16 protein-coding genes are annotated in these 16,039 nt (G+C 62.6%); 4 read left to right on the top strand and 12 right to left on the bottom strand.

Annotated elements, in window-relative coordinates:
• Nucleotides 1-19: 19 nt before the first annotated feature.
• The 12 genes from ACZ9HU_RS18290 to ACZ9HU_RS18345 all read right to left on the bottom strand — a co-directional run bounded on the left by ACZ9HU_RS18290 (nucleotide 20) and on the right by ACZ9HU_RS18345 (nucleotide 11,081).
• Nucleotides 20-1,186, bottom strand: a complete 1,167-nt coding sequence (locus ACZ9HU_RS18290; RefSeq protein ID WP_476107076.1) for an MFS transporter — start codon at nucleotides 1,184-1,186, stop codon at nucleotides 20-22.
• On the bottom strand, nucleotides 1,183-2,307 hold the full coding sequence (locus ACZ9HU_RS18295) for an alkene reductase (protein ID WP_476107077.1): 1,125 nt from the start codon (nucleotides 2,305-2,307) through the stop codon (nucleotides 1,183-1,185). Before ACZ9HU_RS18295 ends, ACZ9HU_RS18290 begins: the two co-directional genes overlap by 4 nt.
• A 105-nt stretch (nucleotides 2,308-2,412) precedes the next feature.
• Nucleotides 2,413-3,345 (bottom strand): LysR family transcriptional regulator, encoded by a 933-nt coding sequence (locus ACZ9HU_RS18300; protein ID WP_476107079.1) that lies wholly within the window; start codon nucleotides 3,343-3,345, stop codon nucleotides 2,413-2,415.
• A gap of 41 nt (nucleotides 3,346-3,386) precedes the next feature.
• Entirely contained in the window at nucleotides 3,387-3,692 is a 306-nt protein-coding gene (locus tag ACZ9HU_RS18305) for a GNAT family N-acetyltransferase (protein ID WP_476107082.1), read from the bottom strand.
• A gap of 15 nt (nucleotides 3,693-3,707) precedes the next feature.
• Nucleotides 3,708-4,376: a YoaK family protein gene (locus ACZ9HU_RS18310; RefSeq protein ID WP_476107085.1), complete on the bottom strand. Its 669-nt coding sequence runs from the start codon at nucleotides 4,374-4,376 to the stop codon at nucleotides 3,708-3,710.
• Between the two features lie 12 nt (nucleotides 4,377-4,388).
• Nucleotides 4,389-5,753, bottom strand: a complete 1,365-nt coding sequence (locus ACZ9HU_RS18315; protein WP_476107087.1) for an alginate export family protein — start codon at nucleotides 5,751-5,753, stop codon at nucleotides 4,389-4,391.
• Nucleotides 5,746-6,219, bottom strand: a complete 474-nt coding sequence (locus tag ACZ9HU_RS18320) for a DoxX family protein (RefSeq protein WP_476107088.1) — start codon at nucleotides 6,217-6,219, stop codon at nucleotides 5,746-5,748. The genes ACZ9HU_RS18315 and ACZ9HU_RS18320 overlap by 8 nt, the downstream gene beginning before the upstream one ends.
• A gap of 3 nt (nucleotides 6,220-6,222) precedes the next feature.
• Nucleotides 6,223-7,098: a glyoxalase gene (locus tag ACZ9HU_RS18325; protein WP_476107090.1), complete on the bottom strand. Its 876-nt coding sequence runs from the start codon at nucleotides 7,096-7,098 to the stop codon at nucleotides 6,223-6,225.
• 28 nt (nucleotides 7,099-7,126) lie between these two features.
• Nucleotides 7,127-8,974: an amidohydrolase gene (locus ACZ9HU_RS18330; RefSeq protein WP_476107091.1), complete on the bottom strand. Its 1,848-nt coding sequence runs from the start codon at nucleotides 8,972-8,974 to the stop codon at nucleotides 7,127-7,129.
• Between the two features lie 29 nt (nucleotides 8,975-9,003).
• Entirely contained in the window at nucleotides 9,004-9,249 is a 246-nt protein-coding gene (locus ACZ9HU_RS18335; RefSeq protein WP_476107092.1) for a XapX domain-containing protein, read from the bottom strand.
• 90 nt (nucleotides 9,250-9,339) lie between these two features.
• Complete coding sequence (locus ACZ9HU_RS18340) at nucleotides 9,340-9,999, bottom strand: hydrolase (protein WP_476107094.1); 660 nt, start codon at nucleotides 9,997-9,999, stop codon at nucleotides 9,340-9,342.
• Nucleotides 10,000-10,145: 146 nt separating this feature from the next.
• Nucleotides 10,146-11,081 (bottom strand): LysR family transcriptional regulator, encoded by a 936-nt coding sequence (locus ACZ9HU_RS18345; protein WP_476107096.1) that lies wholly within the window; start codon nucleotides 11,079-11,081, stop codon nucleotides 10,146-10,148.
• Between the two features lie 131 nt (nucleotides 11,082-11,212).
• Between ACZ9HU_RS18345 and ACZ9HU_RS18350 the strand changes: the two genes are divergently transcribed.
• The 4 genes from ACZ9HU_RS18350 (at nucleotide 11,213) to ACZ9HU_RS18365 (ending at nucleotide 16,037) form a co-directional block, all read left to right on the top strand.
• Entirely contained in the window at nucleotides 11,213-11,911 is a 699-nt protein-coding gene (locus ACZ9HU_RS18350; RefSeq protein ID WP_476107099.1) for a pirin family protein, read from the top strand.
• A gap of 112 nt (nucleotides 11,912-12,023) precedes the next feature.
• Complete coding sequence (locus ACZ9HU_RS18355) at nucleotides 12,024-13,001, top strand: alpha/beta fold hydrolase (RefSeq protein WP_476107101.1); 978 nt, start codon at nucleotides 12,024-12,026, stop codon at nucleotides 12,999-13,001.
• 618 nt (nucleotides 13,002-13,619) lie between these two features.
• Nucleotides 13,620-13,757, top strand: a complete 138-nt coding sequence (locus tag ACZ9HU_RS18360) for a hypothetical protein (RefSeq protein ID WP_476107103.1) — start codon at nucleotides 13,620-13,622, stop codon at nucleotides 13,755-13,757.
• Between the two features lie 117 nt (nucleotides 13,758-13,874).
• The gene (locus ACZ9HU_RS18365) at nucleotides 13,875-16,037 is read left to right on the top strand and encodes a glycosyltransferase family 4 protein (RefSeq protein ID WP_476107105.1); all 2,163 of its coding nucleotides are present in this window, start codon (nucleotides 13,875-13,877) and stop codon (nucleotides 16,035-16,037) included.
• Nucleotides 16,038-16,039 lie beyond the last annotated feature (2 nt).

Below are 16,039 nucleotides of genomic sequence, written 5' to 3' on the forward strand. Positions count from 1 at the left end.
CCGCCCCCAACCCTTGTCTTCAGGCAAGGCTCACTCTGCGCGGGCCAACCACCTGAAGCGCCAGAGCCAGACCGCCCAGTATAACGCCCAGCAGCCCCACGCCGTGCCAACCTGCCATCTGCCAGACCGCCATCGCCAGAGCGGAACCGGCCGCTCCGCCCAGAAACATGCCGCTCATGAACAGCGTGTTGAGCCGGGCGCGCGCATCCGGACGCAGAGCATAGACGATATGCTGGTGCGAGATCAGCGCGCCTTGCACCGCCAGATCGAGCAGGATGCAGCCCAGCGCCAGCCCGATCATGCCATGCGCAAGGCCCGAGATTGCCCAGCCCGCCATGGTCAGCAAGGTGCCCGCGGCAATCGCCGCGCGCGGGCCGCGCCGGTCGGCAAGATGCCCGGCCAAGGGAGCCGCAAAAATCCCTGCGGCTCCCACCACGCCGAACAGACCGGCCACTTGTGGACCTTGCCCCAACTGTTGCAAATACAGGGCAAGGATACTCCAAAAGGCGCTGAATGCGGCAAAGAGGAGGCCTTGCGTGAAGGTGGCCCGGCGCAAGACCGGCAAATCACGCCAAAGGTCCCACAATGAACCGAGCAGGGCGGGATAGGACGGCCCCTTGTCGGGCTGCGGCACCGGCAGCACCGCCCGCATCAGCACGCCTGCCGCCACGGCCAGCGGCACACCCAGCCAATACATGCTGCGCCACCCCGCCTGCTGCGCCACTGTGCCGGCCAAAGTGCGGCTGAGCAGGATGCCGCCCAGCAAACCGGCCATCACTTTCCCGATGACCGCGCCCCGTTTGGCGTCCGGCGCCATATGCGCGGCCAGCGGCACGATCTGCTGGGCAACGGTGGCCAGCGCTCCGACCAGCAGGGAGGCGAGCACCAACACTGCCCCGCTTGGCGCGACGGCGGCGGCGATCAACACGATCGCCAGCCCCAGAAATTGCACCAGAATCAGACTCCTTCGTTCCACAAGATCACCCAGCGGGACCAGCAGGAACAGGCCCAGTGCATAGCCTAATTGTGTCACCGTCGGCACAAATGCAGTCAGCCCGCCGGGCAAATCGCGTTGAATCAGGCCCAGCATGGGTTGGTTATAATAGATGTTGGCAACGGCAAGGCCGGTGGCCACCGCCATGGCATAGACCATGGCGGTGGAAATCTGCTTGGTGGGCGCGCTCATGATAGTGCCTCTGATGTGGCCAGTGCGGGATAGTCAGTGTAGCCACGTGCATCGCCGCCATAGAAGGTCGCGGGGTCAGGCGTGTTGAGCGGTGCATCAATGCGCAACCGCGCGGGCAGATCAGGGTTGGCGATAAAGGGGCGGCCAAAGGCGATGGCATCCCCGCGACCATTGGCCAAAGCCGCTTGCGCACTCTGGCGCGTATAGCCACCGGCCAGAAGGATCGGCCCGGTGAAGGTCCGGCGAATGGCGCCCATCAACGCATCCGCGCGCGGATCGATGGCCGTAATTTCGCGGCCCACCACACTGGGTTCCACCAAATGGAGATAAGCCAGGTTCCGCTTGGCCAATTCGTCGATCAGATAGGCGAACAGCGCCTCCGGCTCGGCTTCATTCATGCCAAAAGCCCTGCCCATCGGGGCCAGACGCAGGCCGACCCGCGAAGAACCGACCGCGGCGCAAACCGCATCCACAACCTCCAGCATCAGACGCGCCCGATTTTCTGGCGATCCGCCATAACGGTCGGTCCGCCAGTTGCTGGCGCTGTTGAGGAATTGATCAAGCAAATAGCCATTGGCGCCGTGAATCTCCACGCCGTCCAGCCCGGCGGCAATGGCATTGCGGGCGGCCTGTGCATAATCGGCAATGATCAGTTGAATCCCCGCGATGGTCAACGCCTGTGGTTCGGGCACATCGGTAAAGGCACCGCGACCATCCTCACCGGGAATGAAGGCTTTGGCCGGCACGGGCATAGTAGTCGGGGCTACGGGCCGCGCTCCGCCGGGTTGGAACACGGGGTGCGACACGCGGCCCACGTGCCACAATTGCATCACGATACGCCCGCCTTCGTGATGCACAGCCTGCGCAACCCTGGCCCAGCCTTCCATCTGCGCCTGTGTGTGAATGCCGGGGGTCCAGGCATAGCCTTGACCCTGGGCTGAGATTTGGGTGCCTTCGGTGATGATCAGCCCGGCCGAGGCGCGCTGGCGGTAATATTCAATCGCCAAATCGGACGGCACATTGCCAGCAGCCGCGCGCGAGCGCGTAAGAGGCGCCATCACGATCCGATTGGGCAGATCGAGCGCGCCAAGGCGGATAGGCGTAAACAAAAGATCAGTCATGGCAGACTACTCCGCTGAAAAGGGTTGATCCCTGCGGTTTGCCCCCATTCGTCGTGCTTGATAATCCATCGAATATCGCGATCATCTTTGCAATTTTTGCAAAGATTAAAGAGCGCGATCCCAATAGGGCGGACTGCCAAATCTCTGGCTCAGGAAATTGACGAAAGCGCCAACTTTGGGCGACCCGCGCCGATCGGGCAGGTACAGGGCGTGAATGCCGCTTTCCCCCGAAGGGGGCGCACCCAGACGCCCAATATCGGCATGCCATTGCGGCAATATGGGTCGCAGACTGCCCTGCGCGATGTCTTCGCCCACCAGCCATGTCGGCAACATCACCACGCCAAAGCCCGCCAATGCGGCTTCCTTGAGCGCCTCGGCCTGATTGGCGCGCAACGGGCCTTTGACACGGATCTGCTCTATGCGTTCGCCCATTGTAAAGCGCCAGCGCCGTTCGCCATCGGCAAAGGCGAAGGTAAGGCAGGCGTGATCGGCCAGTTCCCCCGGCGTGCCCGGTGTGCCCCGCTGTTCCAGATAGGCCGGGCTGGCACAGACGATCCGCCGATGCGGCGCCAATTTGCGCGCAATCAGGCTGGAGGATTCAAGTGCGCCCAAACGCACCGCCACATCCACCCGCCGCTCGACCAGATTGACCACCTCGTCGCTGATCAGCAAATCCAGTTCAACGCCGGGGAATTCGGCCATAAAGCGTGGCAGGAATGGTGAAACATGCATTCGGGCAAAAGAGGTCGGCAAGCTGACCCGCAACAATCCGCGCGGCGGGCCGTCGCGTTCGCGCAGGCTGCGATTGGCTTCCTCCAGCCCGGCCAGAATGGCCACCGCCTGGGCGTAATAGACTTCGCCGGCGGTGGTGAGCGAGACGCGACGGGTTGACCGATTGAGCAGGCTTGCACCAAGTTCGGCCTCCAGCGCATCGACATGGCGTGTGAAGGAAGAGGCCGCCTGACCAAGGCGACGGGCCGCCGGGGCAAACCCGCCTTCGTCAACCACAGCCACAAAAGCTTTTATTGCCGCGAACATGTCCATGCGCCTTTGTAGCGGCACAGCACGCGAAGAGCCAATCAGTTTGCGCCCGATCCCACCACCACATCGGCATAGTCCGGGTGGCGCGCAAACCATGCCGTCATGTAAGGGCAAATCAACACCAGCCGCAAACCTTGGGCGCGGGCCATCGCGAACAATCCCTTGGCCAGCGTGGCCGCCAGCCCCCGCCCGGCATAGGCTTCGGGCACATCGGTATGCAGCAGGACATAGCGCCCCGCTTCATCGCGGCGATAGACACAGACCGCGAGGGCATCGCCCTCAATCGGCAGTTCGAAGCGGTTTTGTGCGGGATTGTTGCGCACCATATCGGGATCAGCGGGCATCGGTGTTGCTCCTTATCAATGGTTGTGAACTTGCGCGGCGGCGGGATGGGTGACACAGGCCGCCGTGCCCAGCATCACCAACCCGGCCGCCAGCGCCAATGGCAGGGCAAGGCCCCAATGCGTGACCATGAAGGCGCCCAGCGCGGCCCCGGCAAAGATGCTGGCCACGGCGGCAAGGCGGCGCGAAAGGTTCGGCCCCGTCCCGCCCGCCAGCGGCGAATCGGCTGCTATGCCCGTCAAGGTCAGCGTCAGAACCGTGGTGGTCAGATCGGGCACTTTGAGCATGCGGATCGTGGCATTGCGAAACCCCATGGCCAGCGCTGTCAGCGCGATGATCGCATCGACCCACGGAGCCATCGGCAGAGCGCAAAGCGCGGCGGCGGCCAGCAAGGTGCCTTCAACCCCGGCGGCGACCAGCAACCAGTGCCGCAACGGCTTTTGCCCCAGACGCAGCCCAACCCGCCCCGCCACCAGCGCCCCCACCAGAAACGCCAGCAGGGCGACCAGATAGGGTTTGACGGCAAAACCGGGCGTACCCGCCGCCGCAAAGCCAAGGAAAACGACATTGCCGGTCATATTGGCGGTGAACACCTTGCCCAACCCCAACACCGATACGGCATCGACAAGACCCGTTGTGGCCGAGAGCAAGAGGAGCAGGCCGGGAAGCGGTGAGGATTTCGTCATGGTCGAAGCTCCTTAAAAGCGGAAATTGGCCTCAAGGCCCAGCATGGTGAAGGTGTGGGTTGATCCCGTTTCGCGCAGGAACGCCCCCGGCACAAATGCGGAAAGCGATGTGGACAGGGCCAGTTCGGGGGTTGCCTGCCACGATACCGCCGCTTCGGCCCCGCCGCCGATAAAGCGTGATCGGCCCGCGCCCGCATCGCGGATCAGATTGCCCGGAATGTCATAGACGCCATCGGCCCGCGAGTAGCGCCAGAACGCCATGGCGGCCACACTGGCCGAAACCTTGGGGGTGATCTGCGCGCTGAAACGGGGGGTAAGGTTGATAATGTTGGCTGGGCCGACAGGCGAGAGTTCGCCGAAATATTTGCCCTTGGGAAACAGCGCGTTGAACGTGCCCAGATGGGCGTCGCCCGCCTTGCCGTCGCCGCTGATGATGTTGACGCGCATGGTGGCATCCATCGCATGGGGCAGGGTCAGGCCGACCTCGGTGCCCAGCGTCCATGCACCGATGGATTGGGCGTCGAAATGGCCGAATTGCGCCACACCCTCGACATTCCAGTGGAACCGGCCCCGCACGCCATGGCTGCGCAGCCCGATGGAGTGGCGCAATTCGCGGCCCGTCACGCCTCCAAACCGGGCGTTGCGGTTGCGATAGGCCAGATAATAGACGTCCCAGCCCGGCAGCACCGCATAGGCGCCCCACAAGCCCCGCGCGGGCGAAGTATGGTCATCAAAATCGCGCGCGCCGGGTTGAACCGGGTTCAGCGCCAGAAAATTCACCGAGGCCGCTCCCGCCCGCACCACCGCCCGCGCCCCGTCAAAGGCCAGCGGCGTGTTGGGGCCATAGCGCGTACCAACCAGCCGTTCCGTGCCCAGCGAGACCATCTGCCGCCCGGCGCGCAGAGTGACGGGGCCAAGGTCGGCCTCGGCAAAGACCTGAAGCAGGTCGAGGCGGCTTTGATCGATGGCGCCGGCGGCCGGTTCAACCCCGGTGGCAAAACTGGCCATGGGTTGCACAAAGGCGCGCACCCGGCCGATATGTAAATCGGCATAGGGCAGGGCGCGCGCCCAAAGATAGGTTTGGTCGGGCCAACCCTTGGCCGCGGGGCCGCCCCATTGATTGCCGTTCAGGCTTTCGCTGCGCAGGCGAAATTCGGTGCCGGTGGACAGCCAGACATCATCGGTGATCGGGATATATTTGAACGGGCCGGTCCAATGATGGGCGCGCTTTTCCGCATCGGCCAGATCGGACCAGTCCTCGTCAATGCGGGTGATGGAAAGGGTGGGGGCCTGCCATGCCTCCCGCGCCTGTTCGGCCGCCGCGGGGCAGGCGCCCCACAAGGCACCCGACAGGGCGAGGAGGGCGAGTTTACGCATGGCCTGATCCGTCTGGGCGCGCTCGGTCACGGCGTTGCGCCCGTTCCGAAACCAGCGCGACCAGCACAAAGCCGCCGATCAGGCCGATATGTTCGAAAAAGGCGTTGGTGGCCATAAAGCGGTCCTGTCCGGCGGGCATCGCCCAAAAGGCATTGGCCACGCAGGCCGCCAGCAGGGTGAACACCCCCAGCATGCCTGCCCCCAGCCAGACCAGACGGCCCGACAGCACCAGCAAAGGCCCGATCAGTTCGACCGCAATCGTGAGCGTGGCCCATACCATCGGCGGGTTCAGCCCGAAATGGGCCTGTTCGGCGGCGGCGGCGGAAAGGTCGGTCAATTTGACCACCCCGCCCAGCAGATAAGGCCCCACCAGCGCAAGGCGGGCGATGGTCCATGTGCCGGGCCATTCCAGAATGGCGTCGATCATGGCCGGGTCGCGGTGGGTAAAGTCGTGGCGCGTGTCCATGGCTCAGGCGCCCTGATGCACTTCGGCGATATAGCCGCCGGGGAAGCGGACAATCGCGGTTTGCCGGGCGCCGACCGAATAGGGCGCGACCAGAACCTCGGTCCCATTGGCCTTGGCCTTGTCCAGCGTGGCGGCCAGATCCGGCACCTGATAGCCTGTCATGTCGCGGCCATAGGGCCAGGGCAATTGGCCATCAGAGACAAACACCACCATCTTGCCGTAATTGCTGGTCAGCGCAATGCGGCGGATGGTCTTGCCGCTCTGGCCCACCTCGGCGCCGGAGGCTTTGCGGTTGTCGGCGGTGATTTTGGCATGGGCATAGCCGCCCCAGCTTTTGAGGAATGCATCAGCAGCGTCAGCCGTCAGATAGATGCGGTTTTCCGGCACCGTGGCCAGCGGCGCGTAATGCGGCGTGGCGGTGTGCCAGTAAAGCTGCATGTTGACCCCGCCCGGCCATTGAATGACCACATCGCGGCCAATGGGATCGGGAAAATCATTCAGGCGGCGGATCGCGCCATGTTTGCGCGCGGCCACCACGGCCTTGTCCATATCCGTCACCAGATAGCCGGTGCGTTCAGCACCAAAGGGATAGGGGATGGGCGTCTTGAAACCGAACACCGAGACCGTGCCCGCAGGGGTCAGCACCAGCTGCGATTTGGTGAGCGACGGCGTGGGGGTCACCTGAAACGTGCCCTGCTTGCTGGTGGTGCCGCCAAAAGTCGCGGAAAAGCTGGCGACGAAGCGGTCGAAATCGCCTTCGGGCACATAGACATGGGTGGTGTCATATTGCGGGGCGACGCCCACATCGGGGGTGGCGACAGGCTTGGCGGCGACAGGCGCGGCCAAAACGAGAGCGATGGTAAAAGCGAGAGATTTCATGGCGGGGGGACTCCAGTGAAAAAGGGGATCAGACGGCCCAGCAGCCGCAGCCCAGCGCGCCCCAGAAGCTTTGGGGATCACCGGCCGGAACGCTGGCACCAAGGGCGGCGGCATGGTCATGGCCATGGACCGCGCACGAGGAATGGCAGGCGCAGGCCGAGGCCAGTTTCGCGCGGGCCTCGCGGGTCTTGTGGTATCCGCCAAAGGTGGCGACCGGCGACCAGTCGGGCATCGGGCGGGGCAGGGCCGGGGCCAGCGGTTCGTACTTGCCCTCGCCATGCACCACCTTGCCGCCCAGCAAGGTCAGGACAGAGCGGATATGGACGATTTCATGTTCGGGCACGGTGAAATAATCGTCGGACAGGATGGCAAGATCGGCCAATTGGCCCGCCTTGATCTGGCCCTTCTTGCCCACTTCATTGGAAAACCATGTGTTTTCATGCGTCCACATGGCCAGCGCCTTTTCGCGAGTGACCCGGTTGGCCGAAGGATAGAGCCGCATGCCGCCCAAAGTGCGCCCCGTCACCAGCCATGACAGCGAGACCCAGGGGTTATAGCTGGCCACGCGTGTCGCGTCGGTGCCCGCGCCCACCGGGATGCCGGCGGCGATCATCTTGTTGATGGGCGGCGTGCGCTCGGCGGTCTTGGCGCCATAGCGTTCGACGAAATATTCGCCCTGAAACGCCATGCGATGCTGGACCGCAATGCCGCCACCCAGCGCCGCGATGCGGTCGATGTTGCGGTCGCTGATGGTTTCGGCATGGTCGAAAAACCAGTTGATGCCCGTGAGGGGAATGTCGCGGTTCACCTTTTCATAAACGTCCAGCGCGCGGCTGATCGTCTGGTCATAGGTGGCATGCAGGCGCCAGGGCCAGCGGTGTTCGGCCAAGAGGCGGATGACGGGTTCAAGGTCGCCTTCCATGCTGGGGGGCATGTCGGGGCGGGGGGCGCGGAAATCCTCGAAATCGGCGGCGGAATAGACCAGCATCTCGCCCGCGCCATTGTGGCGATAGGTGTCATCGCCTTGTCCGGGCGTCACTTGCTTCACCCAGCCGGAAAAGTCGGCCAGTTCCTCTTTCGGCTTTTGGGTAAAGAGGTTGTAGCTGATGCGCACGGTGAGCTGATCGTCCTGATGCAGCTTTTCGATGATCTCGTAATCGTCGGGATAGTTTTGCGCGCCGCCACCGGCATCGATCACGCCCGTCACGCCCAAGGCATTGACATCGCGCATGAAATGGCGGGTCGAATTAAGCTGATACTCCTGCGGCAGCTTTGGTCCCTTAGCCAGCGTGGAATAGAGGATCGTCGCATTGGGCTGGGCCAGCAGCAAGCCGGTGGGGTTGCCCATGGAATCGCGGACAATCTCGCCGCCCGGAGGGTTGGGCGTGTCCTTGGTATAGCCCACCACCCGCAGCGCGGCGGCATTGAGCAGCGCGCGGTCATACAGGTGCAGGATGAAGACCGGCGTATCGGGCGCCACGGCGTTGAGTTCGGCCAGCGTGGGCAGGCGCTTTTCGGCAAACTGATGCTCGGTAAAGCCGCCCACCACGCGCACCCATTGCGGGGCGGGGGTGCGGTCAACCTGCGCTTTCAGCATCGCCATCGCTTCCGAAAGCGAGGGCACGCCGTCCCAGCGCAACTCCATGTTGAAATTCAGTCCGCCCCGGATGATGTGCATATGGCTGTCGATCAGGCCGGGGATCACCCGGCGGCGGCTTGCGTCGATGACATCGGCTTCGGGCAGGGCGGCGGCGCGCACCTCCTTTTCGCTGCCCACGGCCAGGAATTTGCCGTCGCGGATGGCGATGGCTTCGGCCTCGGGGTTTTCGCGGTCAAGGGTGGAAACCTTGGCATTGGTGATGATCAGGTCGGCCATGGGGGGAAGGCTCCGGTTTGGGGAAGGGATCAGTTCTTGTCAGGGCTTCCGGGCAATTGGCCCAGAACATGATCGGCGCAATTGCCGCGGATATAACAGGCGATATCCTGTCCCTGAATGGCGCGGCGGGCAATCGGAACGATCTGTTCACCGGCCAGAATGCCCAGCAGGCCGATCAGCGCGATGATCGGCGGCGCGGGCGAACGCACGCCCAGCAGGCTGTAGATCACACCGACCAGCAATCCGGCGCCGAGTGAGAGGAAATAGAGTTTCATCGCGTGTCTCCCTTGATACGGGGGATTGGGGGAGGGGGCCGGTTTGCGGGGGGACAAACCGGCCCAGGGGCAATGGTCAGGGACGGGCGATCAATGGCCGCCTTCCGAACCGCCGAACATGGTCTTGGCATAGGTGATGCCCAGGCCATAAGCGCCGCCCCACTGGCGAGCGATGCCGGTGGTGCTGTCATAGGTTTCGGCCCGCGCCCAGTCGCGCTGAAGCTCAAGCATGTATTGCAGCGAGGTCATCGGCTTGGCGCCCAGCTGGATCATGCGCTGGACGGCGCGTTCGTGGGCCTCGGCCGAAATGTCGCCGCAAGCGTCGGCGATGAAGTAAACGTCAAAGCCCTGATCAATGGCCGAGGCCACCGGGCCGACGATGCAGACGCTGGTCCACAGGCCGGCAAAGATGATGCGCTCCTTGCCGATGCGGTTCACTTCGGCGATCACGGCTTCGTCTTCCCATGTGTTCATGCTGGTCCGGTCGAGCAGGGGCTGGCCCGGAAAAGCGTCGGTGATTTCGGTGAACATCGGGCCGGAGAAGCTCTTTTCAGCCACCGTGGTCAGGATGGTGGAGACGCCAAACGAAGCGGCGGCATTGGCGACCAGCGCGGCATTGCTGCGCAGCACTTCGGTGGCGATCGACTTGGTGGCAAAGGCCATTTGTGATTGGAAATCGATCAGGACCAGCGTGTGATCCTTGGGCGAAATCAGGCTCTTACCGGGGGTGGCGGTGGCGGTGATGGTCATCGGGGGGGTCCTTTTGTTGGGCCAGCATCGTTGCTGTGAGGGCAGACTATGTCGGAAAGGAACTTCGGGTAAGTGAGATAAGATAGGATGGTTTGTTCGATATTTTTGAATAGAGGCCCCACCCCGAATCACGCCCCCGGATGGCCTCAGATGTCGGGCATCATCTCGTCGCCGGGCTGTGCGTGCATATGGGCGGTGGCCACGAATTGTTCGATCAACCAAGCCGCCGCCGGGCCGGGGGGGGTGTCGCGCCGCCATATCCCGGCAAAGCGATAGGTGCCGCCCACGTGGTCGGGCATCATCAACCGGGCCAGCGTGCCCGTGGTCAGATCATCGGCAATCATCGGCAATGGCATGTTGCCCCACCCGATCCCCTCGCGCAGCAGGGCATGTTTGGCGCCAAGGTCGGCAAGACGCCATGTGCTGGGTGAGAGCACCGAATAATCCTGCCCTTCGGTAAAGCGCGAACGGTCGGTCAGCACGAGCTGGATATATTGCCGCCCCGCGCCGGGGGGAATCGGGTCCATTTGCGCCAGCGGATGATCGGGCGCGGCCACCGGCACCATCTGCACCGATCCGGCATCGACGCTTTCCAGCCCCTCCACCCCGGCGAACAGTGGGCCGGACAGGCCGATCACCGCCTTGCCGTCCAGCACCATGGCCGTGATCGCGCCCAGTGCCTCGACATGCAGGCGCAATTGCACGGTGGGGAACTCAGCGCGAAAGGCGCGCAGGATCCGCCCCAGCCGCGCGGTGGGCAGCATCACATCCACCGCCACATCGACCTCGGCCTCCAACCCGTCGAGCAGGCCCTTGACCTTGGCGCGCAGCGCGTCGATCCCCTGTGCAACACCCCGCGCCTCGGACAACAGCGCGCGGCCCGCCACGGTCAGCGTGGGTTTGCGCGTGCCCTCGCGGTCAAACAGGGTCAGGCCAAGCTGCGCCTCCAGATTGGCGATGCCATAGGATATGACCGAGACGGCACGGTTCAGCTTGCGCGCCGCGCCCGCAAAGCTGCCGGTGTCGACAATGGTCAAAAAGATACGGAGCTGATCAAAGGTGGGGGTGCCGGGATTGCTCACTGCGAAACCTTCTTTTCAAGAATATCGAACGTTATGGTTCATTTTATCCATCTGAACGGAATGATCTGCAAGGGCTAAAACGATCTCATCAAGGGGCGGCCAACCCATGCCGCCCAACAGGAGATTGAACCATGATCGAACATCGCCCCTTTGAAACGCTTGGCGCGGCCAACCATGGCTGGCTGGATGCGCATCACCACTTTTCCTTTGCCGAATATCACGATCCGGCCCGCGTGCATTGGGGCAACCTGCGCGTGTGGAACGATGACACGATCGCGCCGGGCACCGGTTTTCCCCCGCACCCCCACCGCGACATGGAAATCATCACCTATGTCCGCGAAGGCGCGATCACCCATCAGGACAATCTGGGCAACAAGGGCCGCACCGAGGCCGGCGACGTCCAGGTGATGAGCGCAGGCACCGGCATCCGCCATTCGGAATATAATCTGGAAGATATCACGACCAAGATCTTTCAGATCTGGATCATCCCCACCCATCAGGGCGACGCGCCGCAATGGGGCGCCAAGCCTTTCCCCAAGGATGATCGTTCGGGCCATTTCGTGACACTGGCGAGCGGTTATGCCGAGGATACCGACGCGCTGCCCATCCGCACCAATGCCCGCGTTGTGGGCGCAACGCTGAAGGCCGGTGAAACCGCCGAATATCCGCTGGGCGCGGACCGCAAGGCCTATCTGGTGCCTGCCATCGGGGCCGTGCGGATCGATGACCTGACCGTCAAGACCCGCGACGGTGTGGCGATCAGCGATGTTGAAGTGCTGCGCGTCACCGCCATCGAGGACAGCGAGATTGTGCTGGTGGATGCCGCATAATACTCTTCCGGGCGCCTCCCGCTCCCCTCGTTTTTAAGGGAAGCGCCCGGACATTCCTTGCCGAATACCCCCTTCCTCTTTCCAATCCCCCCACTTTCCCCCGAGGTGTATCATGACCAATTCTGTTCAGGATTTTTCGCGTCGCCATCTTTTGACCACCGCAGGCGCCGTGGCGGGCGCGGCAACGCTGGCCGGCGGCGCTGAACTGGCGGCGGCTCCGGCTTCTGCTGCCGCTCCGGCCAAGGCTGTCCAATCCGCCCCGGTGGGCGACGGCTATGTCACCACGCCCGATGGAGCGCGGCTCTATTACAAGGATTGGGGCAGCGGACAGCCCATCGTGTTCCACCATGGTTGGCCGCTGACGGCCGATGATTGGGATGCGCAGATGATGTTTTTCCTGTCGCAGGGTTTCCGCGTCATTGCCTTTGACCGGCGTGGTCATGGCCGTTCGACCCAGACGATGAACGGCAATGACATGGACACCTATGCCCGCGATACGGCGGTGCTGGCGCGGCATCTGGATCTGCATAATGCCATCCATATCGGCCATTCCACCGGCGGCGGCGTGGTGGCCCGCTATGTGGCGCGCTATGCCGAAGGGCGCGTGGCCAAGGCGGTGCTGGTGGGCGCGGTGCCCCCGATCATGCTGAAAACCGAGGCCTATCCGGGCGGATTGCCGATGTCGGTGTTTGACGGTTTCCGCAAAGCGTTGGTCGAAAACCGGGCGGATTTCTTCTGGAATGTGCCGGTGCCCTTTTACGGTTTCAACCGTCCGGGCCAGAGCGTGAACGAAGCGATCCGCCAGAACTGGTGGCGTCAGGGCATGATGGGCAGCATCAAGGCCCAGTATGACAGCATCAAGGCCTTTTCCGAAACCGACCAGACCGAAGACCTGAAAGCGATCAAGGTGCCCGTGTTGATCCAGCATGGCGACGACGATCAGATTGTGCCGGTGGACGCCTCGGCCCGGTTGCAGGCCAAGCTGATCCCCAACAACACGTTGCGGATCTATCCCGGTTATCCCCACGGTATGTTGACCACCCATGCCGATGTGCTGAACAAGGATATTCTGGCCTTCATCAAGGGCTGATGAATTAAAACCCGATACAAACTGTAACCCGGTACAGGGCGCGGTGACATGGTGATGTTGCCGCGCCTTGGTTCGTGGCCTTGCCCCATCGAAACGCCATATTGAAACCGAAGCGCTTGGATTGGCGATGGCGGGGGGATTGGAGATAGGCTCGATCGGGCCGATATCATTGCCTAAATACGTCATTTGAACGAAACGCCGAACTGATTGGTTTCTAAAATTTACCGCCAACAGCTGCATCAAGGCAAAGCGATGCTGGCGGGACGGCACGCCCCGAATTGATGCAAGGTAATTTGCAATTGGTGCTATAGGCAGAGCTATCGCGAGACTTTGTTTCCGAGCCACTCGCGGCTGAGGGATGCCAAGCGCCCCCGCTTGATACAAGAGGACACGCCATGTGCCTCAATCAGATCTTCAAAGACGAACAGCTTGCCATCATGCGCTATACTTTGGCCCCGAATGGGCCTGATGTAGGGGCAAGTTTGCGGGCCTTGTGTCGATTGCGGCTGGATTTTCAGCCTTTCCCTTATCCCCACCGCCCCTATGTCCCCAATCGGACGCCTGTGCCGGTGATGGACAAAAAATGACACTCCCTCTCTCATAAAGGCAGCAACTGACATGGCCAAATCACAAAAGCGCAGCAATCGCGAAATCCGCAAACCCAAGACCGCCAAAAACAAGTCCGTCACGGCGCTGGTGCCGTTGGAAATTTCGCCGGTATTGGCCGCAACGCGCAAGCCGAAAGGCAAGCTCTGAGACGATTCTCAGACACGACCGTTAAAGATTGCCTTTATCGGCAATGCGCTGCCGCGTCGTTGCGGCATTGCGACCTTTACCACCGACCTTGAACTGGCCCTGCGGCATCTTGATGATGTGGCGCAAACCGCCATCGTCGCCATGTGCGATCCGGGCGGACAATATGCTTTTCCGCCCCACGTTCGCTGGTCCATCGCACAGGATGATTTTGGCGGTTATCTGGCCGCGGCGGATTTCATCCATGAGCAGGGCTTTGATGTCGTTTCGCTCCAACATGAATTCGGGATCTATGGGGGCGAAGCGGGGGACTATATCCTTGGCCTGATTGCCGCCTTGCGTATCCCGCTGGTCACCACGCTGCATACCGTACTGGACCGGCCCAGCGATGCCCAGCGCAAGGTCACCATGGCCATACTGGCCGCATCAGCGCGGGTGGTGGTGATGGCGCAAAAAGGGCGTTCAATCCTGATCGACCTCTATGACGCCGATCCGGGCAAAATCATTGTCATCCCCCACGGCATTCCCGACATGCCGTTGATCATCCCGCAACAGGCCAAGGAAAAGCTTGGCTTTGCGGGTCACCGCATCATCCTGACCTTTGGCCTGATCAGTCCGAACAAGGGCATAGAAACGATGATCAAGGCCATGCCGGTGGTTCTGGCCGCGGCGCCCGATGCGGTCTATGTGGTGATGGGCGCGACCCATCCCACGCTCCTGCGCGAAGCGGGAGAGGCCTATCGCGAAAACCTGATCGCGCTGGTCCATGATCTGCGTCTTGACGGGCATGTGGTCTTCCTCAACCGCTTTGTCGACCGGCCCGAATTGTTGCAACACATTGCGATGTGCGACGTCTATGTTACGCCCTATCTGGTTGAAACCCAGATGACGTCGGGCACTTTGGCCTATTCGCATGGATTGGGGCGGCCGGTGGTCTCAACGCCTTATTGGCATGCGCTTGAATTGCTGACCGATGGGTCGGGGGCGCTGGTGCCCTTTGGCGATACGGCGGGGCTTGGCACGGTGGTGGCCGATCTTCTGACCGATGAAGGATCACGCCTTGCCATGGGCCGCCGCGCCTATGTGGCCAGTCGGGCGATGACATGGCGCAACACTGCGCTGCACTATCGCGAAGCCTTTCGCGCGGCTTGTCGAAAGCCGGTTCCAGCATTGCCCGCGATGCCGCTCGATCATTTTGCCGCGATGTGTGACGACACGGGCCTGTTTCAACATGCGGTTTTCGGCATTCCCGACCGAAGCCACGGCTATTGCATCGATGACAATGCCCGCGCCATGCTGCTGTGCTGCGCCATGGGTGGGCATGGCGACGCCCATCGCCACGCCGATTTCATCAAGACCATGCAGCCACGCTTTGCAGCCTTCATCCAGCACGGATGGAACCCGGACAAGGGCCGTTTCCGCAACTTCATGGGTTATGACCGCCAATGGCTGGAGGACGCCGGATCCGAGGACAGCCATGGCCGGACACTCTGGGCGCTGGGCGCCTGCATGGCCAAGGGGCAGGATACTCCGCTGGCGCAATGGGCCTGCGGCCTGTTTGAACAGGCCCTTGCCCCGGTGCAGGCTTTCACATCGCCGCGGGCATGGGCATTTGCGCTGCTGGGTCTGTCCTATTATTGCGCCGCAAGACCCAAGGACCGCGAGGCGCACCGGATCCAGCTTGCTCTTGGCGGCCGACTCCACGCGCTTTTGCTCGCCTGCGAGAGCAAGGATTGGGTATGGTTCGAGGATCGGCTGACCTATGACAACGCGCGCCTGTGCGAAGCGCTGATCGTGACCGGCAAGGCATGCGGTTCGCGCGATCTGGTTGACGCCGGTTTGCGCAGCCTGCGTTGGTTATTGGCGCGTCAGACCGCGCCGGAAGGTCATTTCCGCCCGGTCGGGTCGCAAGGCTTTTTGCTGATTTCGCGCGAAACCCCGCTTTGTTTTGATCAACAACCCGTCGAAGCCTGCGCCACGATTGCGGCCTGTCTGGCGGCCTCTCTGATCGACCCCACGCCATCATGGCATGTCGAGGCACACAAGGCCTTTGCATGGTTTACCGGCGCCAATGATCTGCATTTGCCTTTGGTTGATATCGCCAGCGGCAGTTGCCGCGATGGATTGCACGTGGATCGTACCAATGAAAACAGGGGGGCTGAGTCCTTGCTCGCCTATCTGCTGTCACTGTCCGACATGTGGCAATTTGAACGGGATCTGCCTTGGCCGGCGGCCATTCGCCTGCCGGACGCTTCGCTGCCCACCCTCCATCACGCCGGATAGCA

The organism is Novosphingobium sp. Sphag1I (assembly GCF_056279125.1).

What these genes read in the sequence shown, in the direction of transcription:
- ACZ9HU_RS18320 (WP_476107088.1), bottom strand. Translation starts at nt 6,219, where the DNA reads ATGGACACGCGCCACGACTTTACCCACCGCGACCCGGCCATGATCGAC.
- ACZ9HU_RS18330 (WP_476107091.1), bottom strand. Translation starts at nt 8,974, where the DNA reads ATGGCCGACCTGATCATCACCAATGCCAAGGTTTCCACCCTTGACCGC.
- ACZ9HU_RS18325 (WP_476107090.1), bottom strand. Translation starts at nt 7,098, where the DNA reads ATGAAATCTCTCGCTTTTACCATCGCTCTCGTTTTGGCCGCGCCTGTC.
- ACZ9HU_RS18290 (WP_476107076.1), bottom strand. Translation starts at nt 1,186, where the DNA reads ATGAGCGCGCCCACCAAGCAGATTTCCACCGCCATGGTCTATGCCATG.
- ACZ9HU_RS18355 (WP_476107101.1), top strand. Translation starts at nt 12,024, where the DNA reads ATGACCAATTCTGTTCAGGATTTTTCGCGTCGCCATCTTTTGACCACC.
- ACZ9HU_RS18300 (WP_476107079.1), bottom strand. Translation starts at nt 3,345, where the DNA reads ATGTTCGCGGCAATAAAAGCTTTTGTGGCTGTGGTTGACGAAGGCGGG.
- ACZ9HU_RS18340 (WP_476107094.1), bottom strand. Translation starts at nt 9,999, where the DNA reads ATGACCATCACCGCCACCGCCACCCCCGGTAAGAGCCTGATTTCGCCC.
- ACZ9HU_RS18315 (WP_476107087.1), bottom strand. Translation starts at nt 5,753, where the DNA reads ATGCGTAAACTCGCCCTCCTCGCCCTGTCGGGTGCCTTGTGGGGCGCC.
- ACZ9HU_RS18360 (WP_476107103.1), top strand. Translation starts at nt 13,620, where the DNA reads ATGGCCAAATCACAAAAGCGCAGCAATCGCGAAATCCGCAAACCCAAG.
- ACZ9HU_RS18305 (WP_476107082.1), bottom strand. Translation starts at nt 3,692, where the DNA reads ATGCCCGCTGATCCCGATATGGTGCGCAACAATCCCGCACAAAACCGC.
- ACZ9HU_RS18350 (WP_476107099.1), top strand. Translation starts at nt 11,213, where the DNA reads ATGATCGAACATCGCCCCTTTGAAACGCTTGGCGCGGCCAACCATGGC.
- ACZ9HU_RS18295 (WP_476107077.1), bottom strand. Translation starts at nt 2,307, where the DNA reads ATGACTGATCTTTTGTTTACGCCTATCCGCCTTGGCGCGCTCGATCTG.
- ACZ9HU_RS18310 (WP_476107085.1), bottom strand. Translation starts at nt 4,376, where the DNA reads ATGACGAAATCCTCACCGCTTCCCGGCCTGCTCCTCTTGCTCTCGGCC.
- ACZ9HU_RS18335 (WP_476107092.1), bottom strand. Translation starts at nt 9,249, where the DNA reads ATGAAACTCTATTTCCTCTCACTCGGCGCCGGATTGCTGGTCGGTGTG.